The 17965-nt window shown below is 65.7% G+C and carries 20 protein-coding genes; 9 read left to right on the plus strand and 11 right to left on the minus strand.

Annotated elements, in window-relative coordinates; translation table 11 throughout:
- The first annotated feature begins 202 nt into the window (after positions 1-202).
- Positions 203-667 carry an Hsp20 family protein gene (locus E5A73_RS03625; RefSeq protein ID WP_135962393.1) on the plus strand — a complete coding sequence of 155 codons (465 nt, stop codon included), beginning with the start codon at positions 203-205 and terminating at the stop codon, positions 665-667.
- 213 nt (positions 668-880) lie between these two features.
- On the opposite strand, the gene E5A73_RS03630 is transcribed toward E5A73_RS03625, so the two are convergent.
- The 4 genes from E5A73_RS03630 to secG form a co-directional block, all read right to left on the minus strand.
- On the minus strand, positions 881-1555 hold the full coding sequence (locus tag E5A73_RS03630) for a peptidylprolyl isomerase (protein WP_135962394.1): 675 nt from the start codon (positions 1553-1555) through the stop codon (positions 881-883).
- Positions 1556-1599: 44 nt separating this feature from the next.
- The gene (locus E5A73_RS03635; protein WP_135962395.1) at positions 1600-2019 is read right to left on the minus strand and encodes a hypothetical protein; all 420 of its coding nucleotides are present in this window, start codon (positions 2017-2019) and stop codon (positions 1600-1602) included.
- 435 nt (positions 2020-2454) lie between these two features.
- Positions 2455-4086 (minus strand): CTP synthase, encoded by a 1632-nt coding sequence (locus E5A73_RS03640; protein ID WP_135962396.1) that lies wholly within the window; start codon positions 4084-4086, stop codon positions 2455-2457.
- Between the two features lie 92 nt (positions 4087-4178).
- Positions 4179-4553, minus strand: coding sequence for a preprotein translocase subunit SecG (gene secG, locus E5A73_RS03645; protein ID WP_135962397.1), 375 nt, complete (start codon positions 4551-4553; stop codon positions 4179-4181).
- 217 nt (positions 4554-4770) lie between these two features.
- On the opposite strand from secG, the gene E5A73_RS03650 reads away from it, so the two are divergent.
- The 8 genes from E5A73_RS03650 to eda all read left to right on the plus strand — a co-directional run bounded on the left by E5A73_RS03650 (position 4771) and on the right by eda (position 12254).
- Entirely contained in the window at positions 4771-5124 is a 354-nt protein-coding gene (locus tag E5A73_RS03650; protein WP_135962549.1) for a MarR family transcriptional regulator, read from the plus strand.
- 118 nt (positions 5125-5242) lie between these two features.
- Positions 5243-5434: an SH3 domain-containing protein gene (locus E5A73_RS21950; protein WP_206366366.1), complete on the plus strand. Its 192-nt coding sequence runs from the start codon at positions 5243-5245 to the stop codon at positions 5432-5434.
- Complete coding sequence (gene argC, locus E5A73_RS03660) at positions 5431-6372, plus strand: N-acetyl-gamma-glutamyl-phosphate reductase (protein WP_135962398.1); 942 nt, start codon at positions 5431-5433, stop codon at positions 6370-6372. Before E5A73_RS21950 ends, argC begins: the two co-directional genes overlap by 4 nt.
- 64 nt (positions 6373-6436) lie before the next feature.
- On the plus strand, positions 6437-7894 hold the full coding sequence (zwf, locus tag E5A73_RS03665) for a glucose-6-phosphate dehydrogenase (protein ID WP_135962399.1): 1458 nt from the start codon (positions 6437-6439) through the stop codon (positions 7892-7894).
- Positions 7895-7943: 49 nt separating this feature from the next.
- On the plus strand, positions 7944-8651 hold the full coding sequence (gene pgl / locus E5A73_RS03670; protein ID WP_135962400.1) for a 6-phosphogluconolactonase: 708 nt from the start codon (positions 7944-7946) through the stop codon (positions 8649-8651).
- Positions 8652-8755: 104 nt separating this feature from the next.
- Positions 8756-10576, plus strand: coding sequence for a phosphogluconate dehydratase (edd, locus tag E5A73_RS03675; protein WP_135962401.1), 1821 nt, complete (start codon positions 8756-8758; stop codon positions 10574-10576).
- Positions 10577-10674: 98 nt separating this feature from the next.
- A complete protein-coding gene (gene glk, locus E5A73_RS03680; RefSeq protein ID WP_135962402.1) occupies positions 10675-11643 on the plus strand; it encodes a glucokinase in 969 nt (322 codons plus the stop codon).
- 20 nt (positions 11644-11663) lie between these two features.
- The gene (gene eda, locus E5A73_RS03685) at positions 11664-12254 is read left to right on the plus strand and encodes a bifunctional 4-hydroxy-2-oxoglutarate aldolase/2-dehydro-3-deoxy-phosphogluconate aldolase (RefSeq protein WP_206366375.1); all 591 of its coding nucleotides are present in this window, start codon (positions 11664-11666) and stop codon (positions 12252-12254) included.
- 142 nt (positions 12255-12396) lie between these two features.
- On the opposite strand, the gene mltG is transcribed toward eda, so the two are convergent.
- From mltG to fabD, 7 genes are all read right to left on the minus strand, one after another.
- Positions 12397-13260: an endolytic transglycosylase MltG gene (gene mltG, locus E5A73_RS03690; protein ID WP_338112845.1), complete on the minus strand. Its 864-nt coding sequence runs from the start codon at positions 13258-13260 to the stop codon at positions 12397-12399.
- A 127-nt stretch (positions 13261-13387) separates the two neighbouring features.
- Positions 13388-14647 carry a beta-ketoacyl-ACP synthase II gene (gene fabF, locus E5A73_RS03695; protein WP_135962405.1) on the minus strand — a complete coding sequence of 420 codons (1260 nt, stop codon included), beginning with the start codon at positions 14645-14647 and terminating at the stop codon, positions 13388-13390.
- 159 nt (positions 14648-14806) lie between these two features.
- Positions 14807-15055: an acyl carrier protein gene (locus tag E5A73_RS03700; RefSeq protein WP_056612581.1), complete on the minus strand. Its 249-nt coding sequence runs from the start codon at positions 15053-15055 to the stop codon at positions 14807-14809.
- Between the two features lie 100 nt (positions 15056-15155).
- Positions 15156-15683: a hypothetical protein gene (locus tag E5A73_RS03705; RefSeq protein WP_135962406.1), complete on the minus strand. Its 528-nt coding sequence runs from the start codon at positions 15681-15683 to the stop codon at positions 15156-15158.
- 22 nt (positions 15684-15705) lie between these two features.
- Positions 15706-16443 (minus strand): 3-oxoacyl-[acyl-carrier-protein] reductase, encoded by a 738-nt coding sequence (gene fabG, locus E5A73_RS03710; protein ID WP_135962407.1) that lies wholly within the window; start codon positions 16441-16443, stop codon positions 15706-15708.
- Between the two features lie 14 nt (positions 16444-16457).
- Entirely contained in the window at positions 16458-16874 is a 417-nt protein-coding gene (locus E5A73_RS03715; RefSeq protein WP_135962408.1) for a GxxExxY protein, read from the minus strand.
- A 31-nt stretch (positions 16875-16905) separates the two neighbouring features.
- A complete protein-coding gene (gene fabD / locus E5A73_RS03720) occupies positions 16906-17841 on the minus strand; it encodes an ACP S-malonyltransferase (protein WP_135962409.1) in 936 nt (311 codons plus the stop codon).
- Positions 17842-17965: the final 124 nt, after the last annotated feature.

Below are 17965 nucleotides of genomic sequence, written 5' to 3' on the forward strand. Positions count from 1 at the left end.
GTTTAGCCAGCAAGCGAATCTTGGGGAAGCCGAAGCTGCGTTTCTCCGGCGCGCGCGGCGGGCGCCTGGACGCACTTGAAACCGCCGAAACCCAAAACCACATTCGTCTTGTCGCGGTGCCCGATGGGCCGCGGCAAGCAGCGCCGCGGGTTTCCGGGCGCAGCGCAGATAGACGTTCAACTTGCTCATAGGAGGATTTGAAATGCGTCAGTTCGACTTTACTCCGTTCCGCCGCTCGACCGTCGGCTTCGACCGGCTGTTCGACTTGCTCGAAGCCAGCGCGCGTCAGGCGGCCAGCGAGAATTATCCCCCGTTCAACCTCGAGCGCCTGGCCGAGGACCGCTACCGCATCACGCTCGCCGTCGCCGGCTTCAAGCCCGACGAGATCGACGTGACGGCGCAGCAGAATCTGCTGCTGGTCCAGGGCAAGAAGGCGAATGAGGACGAGAACAACCAGGGCGCGTTCCTGCATCTCGGCATCGCCAATCGCAGCTTCGAGCGCCGTTTCGAACTCGCCGACTTCGTTCGAGTCGAGAGCGCGGACCTCGCCGACGGCCTGCTCGTGATCGAGCTGGTCCGCGAAGTTCCCGAGGCGATGAAGCCGAAGAAGATCGCCGTGAACGGCGGCAGCCAGCCCTCCGCGATCGAGCATCGCGACGCGGCGTAACCAACACGGAGCTAGCGGCGCTTTCCTCCCTTTGGGCGCCGCAGCAGAGGCGCTCGGGCATGCCCGGGCGCCTTTTGTTTGGGGTTGGGGCAACACTCTTGCCACCCGTTCGTGCTGAGCTTGTCGAAGCACGGCCGTGAGCGTTGCGCTCTCGGTTAGGCGCCCTTCGACAAGCTCAGGGCGAACGGGAAAATGGGTCAAGCATCGAAAGGCTCAGTTCGGCGCGATCCAGCGCGTCGGGCCGATTAGCCACGGCTTTACCCGCCCGGTCGGCTGCGGCGCGCCGTCGAGCCGCACCGCGCGGAGAATGGTCACCGGCGCGGGCTGGATCATCTGGCCGCGCATCGGGCCCCTGCCCCCGCCGACCGGCTTGCCGAGAATCTTGCGGACGACGTCCATCCCGCCGACGACGTGGCCGAATGCCGAATAGCCGTTGCGGCCGGTGCCGCGCGCGTCGAGCGACGGATTGGCGCCGACCATGATCGAGAAATTGCCGGTGGCGGAGTCGATATTCGCACCATGCGCCATCGACACGACGCCGTCGAGGTGGCGAATCCCGGTGACATTGGTCGGTTCGAGCGGCGGCGACGGCAGGATGCGCCGCGCGTCGGACGCGATCCCGCCCTGGACGAAACCGAACTGGGGATTCCCCGTGCGCCTCGACGCGCGGTAGAAGCCGGTGCCGTCGAGCCGGCCGTCATCGACATAAGCGAGGAAGTTGGCGGTGGTCTTCGGCGCGCGCTTGGCGTCCAGCGCAAGGATGATCGCGCCTTCGCTGGTCTCGATCCGCACGCGGACCATGCCGGCGATAGGCTGGGACTGCGCCGCGGCGGGCGACGCGGCGACGGGAAGCAACAGGGCCGCGAGCGCGGCGAGCAGGATACGCATGCCGCTCCGTTAGCCGATGCTGCGACGCAGCGGAACGGGGCTCGTCATTGATCCTTGCAGACCGGGATCAGAGCCCAGCCCATCGCGCCGCCGAGGTTCGGGACGTTCTGATTCTCCATCTCGATCCGTTTGCAGGGCTTGCCGTGGCGATTGCGCAGCGGCTCGTCGCCCTCCGCAGGCTCGGGCGATGCCGGTGAGTCGTTGCGCGTTGCAGCCGGCGGCGGGCATACGCCTTCGGCAATCAGCTTCTTCGCGAAAGCGGACGCCTGTGCCTTCACCCACGCCTCGGCGCGCGCCTGCCCCGCTTCGCGCGCGACCTTGTAATAGCCGGCGCTAAGCGCCTGCTTCTCCGCCGGCGACATCGAGTCGAGCGAGCATTGCCGTGCCTGGCTGGGCACTGGGGCAGCCGCGACGGCAGTCGCCGAAGCGAGAAGCAGTCCGGCGATCGGCAGCAATCGAATCACAGGCACCTCCGTCGCGCCAGCATAACGCCGGAGCCAAGCGCGCCAACCTTCCGCCCCACACGACGCAGCACGAAAGGCACGGCTCGTCCACGGTGGAGGCGTTAGGATCTGTTACTCAAGCGATACAATAGTTTGCCGGTAGTCAGGGGCTGTTTCGCTTTCGCTTGCACAGTTTGCAGTCGAATTCTGACCAGCCCCTTGCAATGTAGGATTTCATTTGCTGGGATCGATGCGCTGTCGCCCCGTGGCCGCTCTTTGACAACATGGATGCCGAGCGGAACGCAGGCGCATCTGGGCCGGATTTTTGTGAATTCCGGCATGGCCCGTTCGCCGCCGGACATGCGCGATAGTGTGACCCTGGTGTGACCTTCCGCCCGCCCGATCTTCGTCATCCCGCTTTCGCGAGGATGACGATCGGGAATAGGAGCCCTCAACCTAGACCAGCCGGCTCTGCTTGACGGCGGCCTGGATGAAGCTTGCGAACAGCGGGTGCGGGTCGAACGGCTTGGACTTGAGTTCGGGATGGAACTGGACGCCGACGAACCACGGGTGATCGGGGCGCTCGACGATCTCGGGAAGCGTGCCGTCGGGCGACATGCCCGAGAAGACCAGACCGTTCTTCTCGAGCAACGGCTTGTAGTGCGTGTTGACTTCGTAGCGGTGGCGGTGCCGCTCGCTGATCTCGTCCGAGCCGTAGATCGAAGCGACGACGCTGTTGCCGCCGAGCTTCGCGGGATAGGCGCCGAGCCGCATCGTGCCGCCCAGGTCGCCGCCTGCCTCGCGCTTCTGGATGCCTTCGCTGGTCATCCATTCGGTGATCATGCCGACCACCGGCTCGTCGGTTGGGCCGAACTCGGTGGTCGAGGCATTCTCGAGCCCCTGATCGCGCGCGGCATCGACGCACGCCATCTGCATGCCGAGGCAGATTCCGAAGAACGGAACCCCGCGCTCGCGGGCGAAGCGCACGCTCGCGATCTTGCCCTCGCTGCCGCGCTCGCCGAACCCGCCGGGGACGAGGATGCCGTGCATCGGCTCGAGCTTCGAAGTGACTTCCTCGGCGTCACGCTCGAACAATTCGGCGTCGAGCCAGCGGATGTTGACCTTGACCTGGTTGGCGATGCCGCCATGGACCAGCGCCTCGTGGAGCGACTTATAGGCGTCGGGCACGCCCATATATTTGCCGACCACGCCGATCGTGACTTCGCCCTCGGGGTTTTCGAGACGGCGGACGATCCGCTCCCATCGCTCGAGATCGGGTGCGGCGCCCGGATCGATGCCGAAGGCGCGCAACACTTCCAGGTCGAGGCCCTCGCGGTGATATTGAGTCGGCACCGCATAGATGCTCTTCGCGTCGAGCGCGGGGATGACCGCCGCGGTCGGCACGTTGCAGAATTGCGCGATCTTGGCGCGGTCGCTGGCCGGCAGCTCGCGCTCCGAGCGGCAGACGAGGACGTCGGGCTGGACGCCGAGTGCCGCGAGCTCGCGCACGCTGTGCTGGGTCGGCTTGGTCTTCAGCTCGCCCGCCGCCGAGATATAGGGCACCAGCGTCACGTGGATGCTGACGGTCTGGCCGCGACCAAGATCGTTTCGGAGCTGGCGGATCGCCTCGATGAACGGCAGCGACTCGATGTCGCCGACGGTGCCGCCGATCTCGCAAAGCACGAAATCGAGGTCCTCGGTCTCGTCCTGCGCGAACGCCTTGATCGCATCGGTGACGTGCGGGATCACCTGCACCGTCGCGCCGAGATAGTCGCCGCGGCGCTCGCGCTCGATGATCGTCTTGTAGATTCGCCCCGAGGTGACGTTGTCCGACTGGCGCGACGCGACTCCGGTGAAGCGCTCGTAATGGCCGAGATCGAGATCGGTCTCGGCGCCGTCGTCGGTCACATAGACTTCGCCATGCTGATGTGGAGACATCGTGCCGGGATCGACGTTGAGATACGGATCGAACTTGCGGATTCGCACCCGATAGCCGCGGGCCTGGAGCAAAGCCGCGAGGCTCGCTGCCATGAGACCCTTGCCAAGCGAGGAGACCACGCCGCCGGTGATGAAAATATACCGCGCCATGGGAGCAAACGCCTACCGTCATTGGCCGCGCGCCGACAAGCGCGCGACTCACTTATTTTTTCGATTTGCTCCCCGAACGGAGAGCGGCGGGGTTATTGCGCGAGCGGGACCGAACCGTTGGCGGGTGCGGCGCTGCCGGCCGGTGCCGTGCTGTTGCCGGGCGCGAAGGGCGCACTGGTCGGCGAGGTGATCGGAGCAGCCGCGGCTGGCGCGCGCTGGAGCGAGGTGTCGATCGTCGTCGAGTGCCGCGTCGCGGCGATGAAGGCGAGCACGATGCTCATCAGGATGAACAAGGCCGCGAGAATCGAAGTGGCGCGCGTCAGGAAGTCCGCCGCGCCGCGTGCCGACATCAGCCCCGACGGGCTGCCGCCGGTGGTGAGCCCGCCGCCTTCCGAGCGCTGCATGAGAATCACGGTCACAAGCAGTGCCGCGATGATAGCGTGGACGACGAGCAGAAAGGTGAACATTGAAACCCGGCCTGTTGCGAAAGCGGCGACATAGGGGAGCCGGCGCCGAGGATCAACCTGCGTCTGGCGGCGCTTTGCTGCACGGCACCAAAACGCCAATCCAAACAAAGTGATAACATTTCGCCATCGCACTGAAACCACTGCGCTCACGCTGCGTTTGTTTGAATGCTCCCGGACAGCACCGGGAACGTAACGGATGAGAAGAGCCGTGAACGCGATGCCAGACCAATCGCTGTCTTCTTGGAAGGACACACTGATCGATTACGTGCGTTCGGGCGAGCCCGACCTCACCAATCGCCAGATGGCTCTCCTGATGCTTGTGTATCTCGATGCGGGGCCCCATACGGTCCGCGGATTGGCGCGGGCGTTGAACGTATCCAAACCCGTTGTCACCCGCGCCTTGAATCGCCTAGGGACGCTCGGCTATCTGCGCCGTCAACGCGACGATACCGACAAACGTAACATCTTCGTTGCGCGTACCGCTGAAGGGGCAGAGTTTCTTGCAGAGTTCGGGCATTTCCTCGCTGGTGACGCCATCGGTCAGCCAGCCGCCCGCAGGGCCAACGCGTAAGCGCTTCTCGCTGAAGGGCCGTTCCGCGACGTTCGACTCGCGCGTCGACGCCGTCCGGCGTGACCTTGCCGATGTACGGCTCGCCGACCGCGTATTCGCTCCCCATTACGCCGCACCGATGCCACGCAGCCTCGCGACCGCCGCCGATCTTCGCGCCAGCGCTGCGGCTGATTCCGAAGTGTTGACCAGCCTGAACGCCGGCGACGTGTTCGAAGTGCTCGAGCTGGCCGGCAATCGTGCCTGGGGCGTCGCACCGGCGACCGGAATCGTCGGCTACATCCCCGCTGCAGCGCTGACCGACGCGCAATGACCATTCGCGTGTTCATCGACGGCGCCGTCGGCACGACCGGCCTCGAGATTCGCGAACGTCTCGACGGCCGCGACGGAATCGAGCAGTTGATCCTCGCCGAGGCGGACCGCAAGGATCCGAAGAAGCGCGAGGACGCGCTCAATTCGGCCGATTTCGTCATCCTCTGCCTGCCCGATGACGCGGCGCGCGAGGCCGTGACGATGATCCGCGCCGACAAGGTCCGCGTGATCGACGCATCGACCGCGCACCGCGTCGCGCCCGATTGGGTCTATGGTTTTGCCGAGCTCGAGCCCAGCCAGACCGCGGCGATCGCCGAGGCGGCACGGGTGAGCAATCCCGGCTGCTACCCGACCGGGTTCCTAGCGCTCGTGCGGCCGCTGGTGCGCGCGGGGCTGGTGCCGGTGGATCATATCTTCGCGGTGAACGCGGTGTCGGGCTATTCGGGCGGCGGCAAATCGATGATCGCGGAGTTCGAGGACCAAAACACGCCAGGGTTCACCGCGACAGCATTTCGCAATTACGGCCTGAACCTCGACCACAAGCATGTGCCCGAGATGCAGAAGCATGCGCGGATCGAGCATCCGCCGATCTTCCAGCCTGCGGTCGTGCGCACCTATCGCGGGATGGTGGTGGAGGTACCGCTCCCGCTTCAGACCTTCACGCGCCGCCCGTCGCTGGAAGCGATCGAAAATGCGCTGCGCGACGCGTATAAGGAGAGCACCTTGGTGCGCGTGCTGCCGGGCGACGTCTCCACGGTTTCGATCGAAGAAGATGCCGGCACCGATCGGCTGAGCGTGCGCGTGTTCGGCAATGCCGAGCGCGGCCAGGCACGACTCGTCGCGACGCTCGACAATCTCGGCAAGGGCGCCGCCGGCGCTGCGGTGCAGAATCTCAACATCATGGCCGGGCTCGAGCCGACCTCGGGGCTGGTTCTCTAGAACTCCGGCTTGATCTTTGGCGCCCGTTGGTGTCTCGCGGGCGAAACAAGTCGAGAGGCGTATAATGCACCAGCCCGTGGGCAAATTGCTGCTGTTCGGAGCAACCGGCGACCTCGCGCAGCGGATGCTGCTGCCGTCGCTCTATGCGCTGCATGCGGACGGGCTGCTCCCCGCCGGACTGACGATCACCGGCACCGCCCGCTCGGAGAAGGACGACCAATCCTATCGGGAGTTCGCCCGCCACGCGCTCGAGGAATTCCTGCCCGCCGACCGCAAGGATGACAGCGCTGTCGGGAGCTTTCTCGATCGTTTGCGCTATCAGTCGCTCGATGCCGCGAACCTCGACGGGTTCGCCGGCCTCAAGGAAAAGCTCGGCGACATTTCCGGTGGGCTCGCCATTTTCCTGTCGACGGCACCCTGGCTGTTCGGGCCGACGATCGAGGGGCTCAAGGGCGCGGGGCTGACCGGCGACAATGTCCGGATCAGCCTCGAAAAGCCGCTCGGCAAGGATCTCGCTTCCAGCCGTGAGATCAATGATCTCGTGGCTGGCGCCTTCCCCGAGGAGCGCACGTTCCGGATCGATCATTATCTCGGCAAGGAGACGGTGCAGAACATCCTAGCGCTGCGCTTCGGCAATTCGCTGTTCGAGCCGGTGTGGAACGCCCAGGGCATCGACCATGTCCAGATCACGGTTTCGGAGACCGTTGGTCTGGAGGGCCGTGCCGGATTCTATGACGAGACCGGCGCGCTGCGCGACATGGTCCAGAACCATATGCTCCAGCTCGTCGCACTGATTGCGATGGAGCCCCCAGCCCGCTTCGACGGCACGGCGATCCGCGACGAGAAGGTCAAGGTGCTGCGCTCGCTGCGACGGATCAGCGCCTCCGAAGCGCCCCAGCTCACCGTCACCGGCCAATATGGCGGCGGCGCAGTGAAGGGCGAGATCGTCCGCGATTACGCCACCGATCTCGAAAAGCCCTCGGACACCGAGACGTTCGTCGCGATCAAGGCGCATGTCGACAATTGGCGCTGGCACGGCGTGCCTTTCTATCTGCGCACCGGTAAAAGGCTGGCGGAGCGGCGATCCGAGATCGTCATCCAGTTCAAGCCGGTGCCGCATTCGATCTTCGCCGAACGCGGCGGCGCACTGCAGCCCAACGTGCTGGCGATCCGCCTCCAGCCCGAGGAATATGTCCGGCTGCTGGTGATGGCCAAGCAGCCCGGGCTCGACCGCGAGGGCGTCCGCCTGCGCGAAGTGCCGCTCAATCTCAGCCTCGAGAACGAATTTGCCGGCACGCGCCGCCGGATCGCTTATGAGCGGTTGCTGCTCGATCTGATCGAGGGCGATCCCACGCTGTTCGTCCGCCGCGACGAAGTCGAGGCGCAATGGGAGTGGATCGACGGCATCCGCGCCGGCTGGGACGCCAACGACATCAAGCCCAAGCCCTATGCCTCGGGCAGCTGGGGGCCCTCCGCCTCGATCGCGCTGACAGAGCGCGACGGGGTGACGTGGAACGAATAGCCGCCAATACCCATATCGACGACGAACCCGCCGAACTTCAGGAGCAAGCATGACGACCGAAATCGAATGGTGGGACTATGACGATGCCGACGAGATGGCCGCGGCCGTCGCCGGCGACGTGCAGTTCATCATCGAAAGCGCGATCGACGCACGCGGCGCCGCCGTGGTCGCGCTCGCCGGCGGCAAGACGCCGCTGCCGATCTACGAGGCGCTGGCCAAGGCCAAGCTCGACTGGAAACGCGTGACCATCGTCCCGGGCGACGATCGGCTGGTGCCGCTCGGCGATCCGCTGTCCAACGTTACCGCGATCGGCAAGGTGTTCATTCCCAAGGGTGCGCGGGTGATCCCGCTGATCAGCGCGACCGTCGCCGATTATAAGGCCGCTGGGCGCGCCGCCGACGCGATCCTGCAGGATCTGCACTGGCCGCTCGATCTTTGCCTGCTCGGCATTGGTGGCGATGGCCATGCCGCTTCGATCTTCCCCGGCCCCGACTTCGACGAGGCGCTCAACGGCCCCAAGGAACGCCGGGCGCTGGGCGTGATGCCCGACCCGCTGCCGCCCGAAGCGCCGGTCGCGCGCGTGTCGCTGAGCAAGGCCGCGATCGTCTCGGCGCGCGCGCTGATGATCGCGATCACGGGTCAGGCCAAGCGTGACGTGCTCGAGCAGGCGATCGAGCAGGGCGCCTCGTCCAAATATCCGGTCGGTCGCATCCTCGCGGATGTCGAGCTGCCGGTGGATATCCACTGGGCGGCGTGAACGCCCGGCCGTTCGTGCTGAGCTTTTCGAAGCACCGCTCTCCCGGCGCGCTCGGGAATTGAAGAAGGCGCCCTTCGACAAGCTCAGGGCGAACGGAGTTTGAGATGACAATTCATTCCGAAATCGCCGCAGTCACCGATCGCATCATCGAGCGCTCGAAGGCGAAGCGCGCCGCCTATCTCGACCTGATCCGCCGCGAGCGCGAAAGCGGCGCGGACCGGCCCAAGCTCGGCTGCGCCAATCTGGCCCATGCTTATGCCGGCACCGACGAGCAGCGCGACCTGATGACTCCGGCCAACCGGATGAACATCGGCATCGTAACTTCGTACAACGACATGCTGTCGGCGCACGCGACCTATTATCGCTATCCCGAGCAGATGAAGATCTGGGCACTCGAGGCCGGCGCGACCGCGCAGGTCGCGGGCGGGGTTCCGGCGATGTGCGACGGCGTGACTCAGGGCTATGCCGGCATGGAGCTGTCGCTGTTCAGCCGCGACACGATCGCGCTGTCGACCGGCATCGCGCTTTCGCATCGGGTGTTCGAGGGCGTCGCTCTGCTCGGCATCTGCGACAAGATCGTCCCCGGCTTGCTGATCGGCGCGCTGCGCTTCGGGCATCTGCCGATGGTGATGATCCCCGGCGGTCCGATGCGCTCGGGACTCGCCAACAAGGAAAAGGCGGCGGTCCGCGAGCGCTATGCCGAAGGCAAGGCGACCCGCGAGGAACTGCTCGAGTCCGAGATCGCCGCGTATCACAGCAAGGGCACGTGCACCTTTTACGGCACTGCCAATTCGAACCAGATGATGATGGAGGCGATGGGGCTTCACATTCCCGGTGCCGCCTTCGCCAATCCGCAGACCAAGCTGCGTCAGGAACTGACACGGGCGGCGGTGCACCGGCTCTCCGACATCGGCTGGGCCGGCAATGATTATCGCCCGATCGGCCATGTCGTCGACGAGAAGGCGATCGTGAACGCTGCGATCGCGCTGCTCGCGACCGGCGGCTCGACCAACCATTTGATCCACGTTCCGGCCTTTGCCCGCGCGGCGGGGATCGTCATCGACTGGGATGATTTCGACCGGCTCTCACGCGCCGTCCCCTTGCTGACGCGAGTCTATCCCAACGGTTCGGCCGACGTGAACGGCTTCGAGGACGCCGGGGGCCCGAGCTTCGTGATCCGCGAATTGCTCAAGGGCGGGTTGATGCACGGCGACACGCTGACTATCGCCAAGGAAGGCATGGCCGCCTATGGCCGCAAGCCCGGCGTCGAAGGCGATGCGCTCGTCTGGCACGATCACCCCGAGAAGAGCGGCGACGAGACCATCGTTCGCACGGTCGACACCCCCTTCTCGCCCGAAGGCGGCTTCCGCATCCTGAAAGGCAATCTGGGCCGTGCTTGCATCAAGGTGAGCGCGGTCGAGCCCGATCGTTGGACGATAGAAGCGCCGGCGCGAGTCTTCTCGGACCAGTCGGAGGTGCAAGCGGCATTCAAGGCGGGCGAGCTCGACCGCGACGTCGTCGTCGTCGTCCGCTTCCAGGGGCCCAAGGCGAACGGCATGCCCGAGTTGCACAAGCTGACGCCGCCGCTAGGCGTGCTGCAGAATCGCGGCTTCCGCGTGGCATTGGTGACCGACGGCCGGATGTCGGGAGCGTCGGGCAAGGTGCCATGCGCGATCCACCTGTCGCCCGAGGCACTGGGCGGCGGTCCGATCGGCAAGCTGCGCGACGGCGACATGGTCCGGCTCGATGCCGAGGCGGGGACGCTGGAGGCAATGGTGGATGCCGACGAATGGAACGCACGCGAACAGGCCACCATGCCCGCCCGCGTCGAAGGTACCGGGCGCGAGCTGTTCGCGATGATGCGGCACCACGCGGACGAAGCCGAACTCGGCGCCTCCGCAATGCTCGCCGAAGCCGGGCTCTAGCCACGCGCTTTACTTCTGCGCGTCCAGCGCAGAGAAGGGCGCGCGCACCGTATGCCAACGTTGACAGGCGATGGGCACGAGAGGGTCAGGGAGTAGGCATGGAAGTCGTCGCGGTCGATATCGGGGGCACGCATGCCCGCTTTGCCGTAGCGGAAGTGGCGGAAGGGCGCGTCGTCTCGATTGCCGAGCCGATGACGCAGAAAGTTGCCGAGCATCCGAGCCTCCAGCTTGCCTGGCAGGCGTTTGGCGATTCCCTGGGGCGGCCGTTGCCCAAGGCTGCGGCGATCGCGGTGGCGTCCCCTGTAGGCGGCGAAGTGATCAAGCTGACCAACAATCCGTGGATCATCCGCCCCGCGCTCATCCCCGAACGGCTGGGCGCCGAGACCTGGACCGTCGTCAACGATTTCGCGGCGATCGGCCATGCCGTGGCGCAGCTCGGCGATTCGGACTTCCTCCACCTCTGCGGTCCCGACACCCCCCTGCCCGCGCGCGGCTCGCTCACCGTATGCGGCCCGGGTACCGGGCTGGGCGTCGCGCAAGTGTTCCGCCACAAAGGCGGCTACGACATTATCGCGACCGAAGGCGGCCATGTCGATTTCGCGCCGCTCGATCCGATCGAGGATGCCTTCGTCAAGCGGCTGCGCCGCGAATATAACCGCGTGTCGACCGAACGGATCGTCGCCGGCCCGGCGATCGTAGCGATCTACGAGACACTTGCCGAGCTCGAGAAGCGCCCGGTGCCGCGCCACAGCGACAAGGAGCTCTGGGCGCTGGCGTTCGAAGGCAAGGACAGCCTCGCCGTCGCCGCGCTCGACCGCTTCTGCCTCAGCCTCGGCGCCGTCGCAGGCGATCTTGCGCTCGCCCATGGCCCGACCGGCGTAGTGATCGCCGGCGGTCTGGGCTTGCGTCTCAAGGACCATTTGCTGCAATCGGGCTTCGGCGAGCGCTTCGTTGCCAAGGGCCGGTTCCGGAACCTGATGGCGTCGATTCCCGTCAAGCTGATCACGCATCCGCAGCCGGGCCTTTACGGCGCCGCTGCGGCCTTCGCCCAGGAGCACGCATTGTGACGACGACGATTGCCGATATCATGCGCGCTGCCCCGGTGATCCCGGTGCTGGTGATCGAAGACGCGGCGCAGGCGCGGCCGCTCGCCGAGGCGCTGGTCAAGGGAGGGCTTCGCGTCCTCGAAGTGACGCTGCGCACCGGCGCGGCGATCGAGGCCATCGCGGAAATGAAGAAGGTCGAGGGCGCGATCGTCGGCGCGGGCACCGTGGTCAACACCGACCAATTCAAGCAGGTGATGGACGCCGACGTCGAGTTCATCGTCTCGCCGGGGCTGACCGAGCGGCTGGCGGATCCGATCATCGCGAGCGGCGTACCTTTTCTGCCGGGCATCGCCAACGCCGGCGACATCATGCGCGGGCTCGATCTGGGGCTGACGCATTTCAAGTTCTTCCCCGCCGAGACTTCGGGCGGGTTGAAGGCGCTCAAGGCGCTGGCGGCGCCCTTCTATCAGGCGAAGTTCTGCCCCACCGGCGGGGTGAGCCTCGCGAGCGCTCCGGAATGGCTGGCGTTCGATCCGGTGCTGTGCGTCGGCGGAAGCTGGATCACGCCCAAGGGGGCGAGTGTCGCGCAAGTCGAGACACTGGCGCGCGAAGCGGCGGGGTTGCGAGACTGATTCCCTCTCCCTCCGGGAGAGGGAGGGAGCCGACGAAGTCGGCGGAAGGGTGAGGGTGAGTGGGATGACTTATGTCACCCTCACCCTTCCCACTCGCTGCGCTCGCGGGCCCCTTCCCGCTCCAAAAGGGAGCGGGAGAAGATCACATCTCGCCGCGGGCTCTCCGCAACGCATACCATTTCTGGACATTGGCGTTGTGCTGCTCGAGCGTGTCGGCGAACACGTGCCCGCCATCGCCCTTGGCGACGAAATACAGCGCAGTAGACTGCGCCGGATCGAGCACCGCATCGATCGATTCGCGGCCGGGATTAGCGATCGGGCCGGCCGGCAGCCCGGTCATCGCATAAGTGTTGTAGGCGTTCACTGCACGCAGCTCGGACTGGAGGATTCGGCGCCCGAGCGGCTTGCCCTTGGTGATCGGGTAGATGATCGTCGGATCCGCCTGGAGCATCATGCCGACACGCAACCGGTTCGCATAGACCGCGGCGACCATCCGCCGCTCTTCGGGCTTGCCCGTCTCCTTTTCGACGATCGAAGCGAGCGTCACTGCCTCGGCCGGCGTCGACACCGCAATGCCCGGCTTGCGCCGCGCCCACGCCGAAGCGAGATAGTCGCGCATCGCCTTCTGCATCCGCGCCAGCACCACTGCGCGAGTCTCACCGCGATTATAGGCATAGGTATCGGGCAGCACGCTTCCCTCGGCGGGCACCGCGATCTGGCCGCTGAGCCCGTCGGCTTTCATCAGCGCCTCATGGACAAGGATCGAAGGCACGCCCTCGGCCACCGTGATCTTGCGCTGGAGCGTCTTGCCCCCCTGCAGGTCCTTCAGGATGTCGGACTGGCTCTCGCGGGCGAGGAGGCGATATTCGCCGGCTTTGATCGGCGCGCCGCCGCCGAACAGCTTGGAGAGCAGCACGAATCGGCGTGCCGAGCGGATCGCGCCGGCTTTCTCCAGCTCGGTCGCCGCCTGGCTGAGTGTCGCGCCCTGCGGGATCAGCACCGACATGTTGGCGCGCGATGGCCCGCTGCCCGCCCAGAGCTGGAGCAGGCCGAGCCCCGCCGCCGCAATCAGGAGCAGGACGACGAGGATCGCGCAGCCGCCCGCCCGCCGCGGACGACGGGAGGGCGCTGGCTCAGACAGCCTTCATCACCAGGCTGGCATTGGTGCCGCCAAAGCCGAAGCTGTTGTTGAGCACGGCCTTGATCTTGCGCTCCTTCGCCTGGTGCGGGACGAGATCAATGCCGGCGCAATTCTCGCTCGGATTGTCGAGGTTGAGCGTCGGCGGGGCGATCTGGTCGCGCATTGCGAGGATGCAGAAGATCGATTCCACTGCGCCGGCGCCACCGAGGAGGTGGCCGATCGCCGACTTGGTCGAACTCATCGAGAGCGTCTCGATGTTGTTTCCGAACAGGCGACGGACCGCACCCAGCTCGAGCTCGTCGCCGAGCGGAGTCGAGGTGCCGTGCGCGTTGATGTAATCGATCTCGCTCAAGTCGAGGCCGGACTTCTTCATCGCCATCTGCATCGAGCGGAACGCGCCCGAACCCTCGGGATGCGGCGCCGTCACGTGATACGCGTCGCCCGACAGGCCGTAGCCGATGACCTCCGCATAGATCTTGGCGCCGCGCTTCTTGGCGCGCTCATATTCCTCGAGCACGACCACGCCGGCGCCCTCGCCCATCACGAATCCGTCGCGATCCTGGTCCCAGGGGCGGCTGCCCTTGGTCGGATCGTCGCGGAAATTGGTCGAAAGCGCACGCGCCTGGCCGAAGCCGGCGATGCCGATCGGGCAGATCGCACCCTCGGCGCCGCCCGCGAGCATCACATCGGCATCGTCCATCGCGATCATCCGCGCGGCGTCGCCGATCGAGTGCGCGCCGGTCGAGCAGGCGGTGACCACGGCGTGATTGGGACCCATCAGGCCATATTTGATCGAGACCTGGCCCGAGATCAGATTGATCAGCCGGCCATGGACGAAGTGCGGCGAGACCCGCTTGGGGCCCTTTGCGGCGAGCACGAGCGATTCGCTTTCGATCCCCGGAAGCCCGCCAATGCCCGCGCCGATCGAGCAGCCGGCGCGGAAACGTTCTTCCTCGGTCATGTCGAGCAGCCCGGCATCCTCGATCGCCTGCCCCGCGGCATCGATGCCGAAGATGATGAAGGGATCGACTTGGCGCTGGACCTTGTGATCGACGCGCAGGTTCGGATCGAAGCCATATTCGTGGCCAGGCGCTTTGACTTCGCAGGCATAATTGGTGTGGAAATCGGTCGCGTCGAAGCGCGTGATTGCGGCCGCGCCCGACTTGGCGGCGATGATGTTCTTCCAGGCCGTCTCGACATCGGCACCCAGCGGGGTGACGAGTCCGAGCCCGGTCACGACTACGCGGCGCATGGCATTCTCCGTCAAACTTCTCGAACTTCGCGCACAGGAGGCATTAGGTACACAGCCCCGGTGTAAAAACGAAACGGCTCCCCGCCCTCTCTTTCGAGCCCGGACGGGAAGCCGCTATATGGCAGTGCCGGCCCATCCGGGCAGGTAGCCGGAGGGCGATCAGCCTTCCTGGTGCTCGCTGATGTACGAGACCGCATCGCCCACCGTGGTGATCTTCTCGGCCGCGTCGTCGGGGATCTCGACGCCGAACTCTTCCTCGAAAGCCATGACCAGCTCGACGATGTCGAGGCTGTCCGCGCCGAGATCGTCAATGAAGCTCGCTTCGGGCTTCACTTCGCCGGCATCGACGCCGAGATGGTCGACGACGAGCGCGGCGACGCGCTGGGTGATCTCTTCCTGGTTGGCCATAGTCCCTGTTTTCCTTTGTCTGGGGCTCTGAATTCCGTGTGAACGCACCTAGAATGCCGGTGGTGCCGTTGCAAGGGGTCACACCCCAGGCCCGATACGTTCAGGCCTGCGAAAAATCGAAGCTCGCATATTGGATCGTGCTGAGGAAAGCGAAATATTCGGCGAGCAGCTCGGCATTCTCGCGGGTCTGCTTCGCTTCTTCGGTCACGGACCCTTTTACCAGGTCCTGATACTCGACCGCAGTCAGCACGCGGTTGCGCGCTTCCTCGGGCAGCGACTGGAAGCGATCCTCGAGCGTCGCCGCCTCGAATCCGCGCTCGCCGATCACCCGCTGGGCGACCGACAGGCCGAGCTTCGCCAGCGTATAAGCGCGCGCGGCCTTGATCGCCGCTTCGGACCAATTGTGCTCGAGCCCGCAGGCGGCCGCGGCGCTGGCGATGCTGCCGCCGACCGCGGGATCGTAGCTCGGGCGCTTGCCGCTTTCCGCCATGTTGCGCGCGACATCGGCGTGGAGCTTCGCAGTCGCGGCAGGCGCGACCTTGCCGGCGACGCAATCGATCGTCGCGAGATCCGCTGCATGAGCAGGCGTCGCGAGCGCGAGCAGCGCGGCAGTCAGGATGATACGCATGTTGGTCACTCCAGGCCCCCGCTCATAGCATCGCCATCCCGCCGTTGACATGCAAGGTCTGGCCGGTGACGTAGCCCGCTTCCTTGCTGGCGAGATAGACGACGGCGGCCGCGATATCCTCGCCCGTGCCAAGGTCGCCCGCGGGAATTCGGCCGAGCAACGCGGTCTTCTGCGCCTCCGGAAGGACATCGGTCATCGCCGAGCGGATGAAGCCGGGGGCGACGCAATTTACCGTGATGTTGCGGCTGGCGAGTTCCTGCGCGAGCGCCTTGGACATGCCGACCAGCCCGGCCTTGGAGGCGGCGTAGTTCGCCTGCCCCGGATTTCCGGTGGCGCCCACGATCGAGGTAATCGAGATCATCCGGCCGTAGCGCGCCTTCATCATCGGCCGGGCGGCGGCACGCATCAGGCGGAACGCGGCCTCGAGGTTGACGCGGATCACCGTGTCCCACTCCTCATCCTTCATCCGTATCGCGAGATTGTCGCGCGTGATGCCGGCATTGTTGACGAGAATATCCAGCTTGCCGAGTGCTTCCATTGCCTGGGGCACAAGCCCGTCGACCGCGGCGCCGTCGGACAGGTTGCAAGGGAGTGCGACATGATCGCCGCCGAGCTCGGCGCGGAACGCCTCGAGCTTCTCGGCATTCGACCCCGAAACCGCCAGCCGCGCGCCCTGCGCGGCCAGCCCCTTCGCAATCGCCGAACCGATCCCGCCCGAAGCGCCGGTGACGAGCGCAGTCATGCCTGTGAGGTCGAACATGGGGGTGGTCCTTCTTATTGATTCACGCGAAGGCGCGAAGGCGCTAAGGGTTCATAGTTATTGACGATGCGACGCAGCCCCTCTTTGAGCGTCGCGCCGCCGAAATTAATCAGCAGCCCAAGGGGCTGCTTGAGCAAGCGAAGATAAGTCAGCACCTGTTTGCCATGCACGGGATTGAGCCGTTCAATCGACTTCACCTCGACAAGCACCTGTCCATTCACGATGATGTCAGCGCGAAAAGCCGCCTGAAAGACAAGGCCGTCATATTCTATATCAATCGGGCATTGCTGAACTACCGAATGGCCTCGTTCTATAAGCTTCGCAGCCAAGATCGTCTCGTAAACACTTTCCAGCAGGCCTGGACCAAGACTCATGTGGAGCTTCAACGCCGCGTCAATGATATCTGCTGCCGTCGCCTCGATGTCGTGCATCTTAGCGTCTTCGCGCCTTCGCGTGAAAAAATCAAAGCGTCTTCGCCAGCGCTTCCACGTCGTCCATCGTGACCAGGCTGGTCGTGGTGGCGTCGGGGGCGATGCGTTTGACCATTCCGGCGAGGACCTTGCCGCCGAATTCGACAAATTCGGTCACGCCCGCCTCCTGCATCGCCAGCACCGATTCACGCCACCGGACCATGCCGGTGACCTGCTCGACCAGCAGCGTGCGGATGATATCCGGATCGGTCACCGGCGCGGCGGTGACATTGGCATAGACAGGGACGAGCGGCGACTGGATCGACACCTTCGCAAGCGCCCCCGCCATCGCATCGGCTGCGGGCTGCATCAGCGGGCAGTGGAACGGCGCCGAGACCGGCAGCAACAGCGCGCGCTTGGCGCCCATCTCCTTGGCGAGCGGCAGTGCGCGCTCGATCGCGTCGCGGTGGCCCGAGATCACGACCTGGCCGGGATCATTGTCGTTCGCCACGGTGCAGACCTCGCCCTGCGCGGCGGCATCGGCGATGGCCCGGGCCTTGTCGAGATCGACGCCGAGAAGCACTGCCATCGCACCGACGCCGACCGGCACCGCCGCCTGCATCGCGTCGCCGCGCTGGCGGAGAAGACGTGCGGTGGTGGCGAGATCGAAGGCGCCGGCGGCGCAGAGCGCGCTATATTCGCCGAGGCTGTGGCCCGCGACGAAATCGGCCTTCTCCGCAAGGCGGATGCCGCCGTCCTTCTCGAGCACGCGCAGCACCGCGAGGGCATTGGCCATGATCGCGGGCTGCGCATTGGCGGTGAGAGTGAGCTGGTCCTCGGGGCCCTCGCTCATCAGTCTGGACAGCTTCTGGCCGAGCGCCTCGTCGACTTCCTGGAAGACTTCGCGCGCGTGCGGGCTCGCCGCGGCAAGCGCGCTGCCCATGCCGACCGCCTGGCTGCCCTGGCCGGGGAAGATGAACGCGCGCATTTGCCTCTCCTTGATACAGGCGGCGCGGGTTAGAACCGTTGCCGCACGCGGGCAAGCCTGCGAACCTGAACGGACGAATCGGATCCGCGACAAATCGCGACCATTTTGCCGCGCCGATGGGACA

Origin of the sequence: Sphingomonas gei (assembly GCF_004792685.1) — a bacterium.
Classification (GTDB): Bacteria; Pseudomonadota; Alphaproteobacteria; order Sphingomonadales; family Sphingomonadaceae; genus Sphingomonas; species Sphingomonas gei.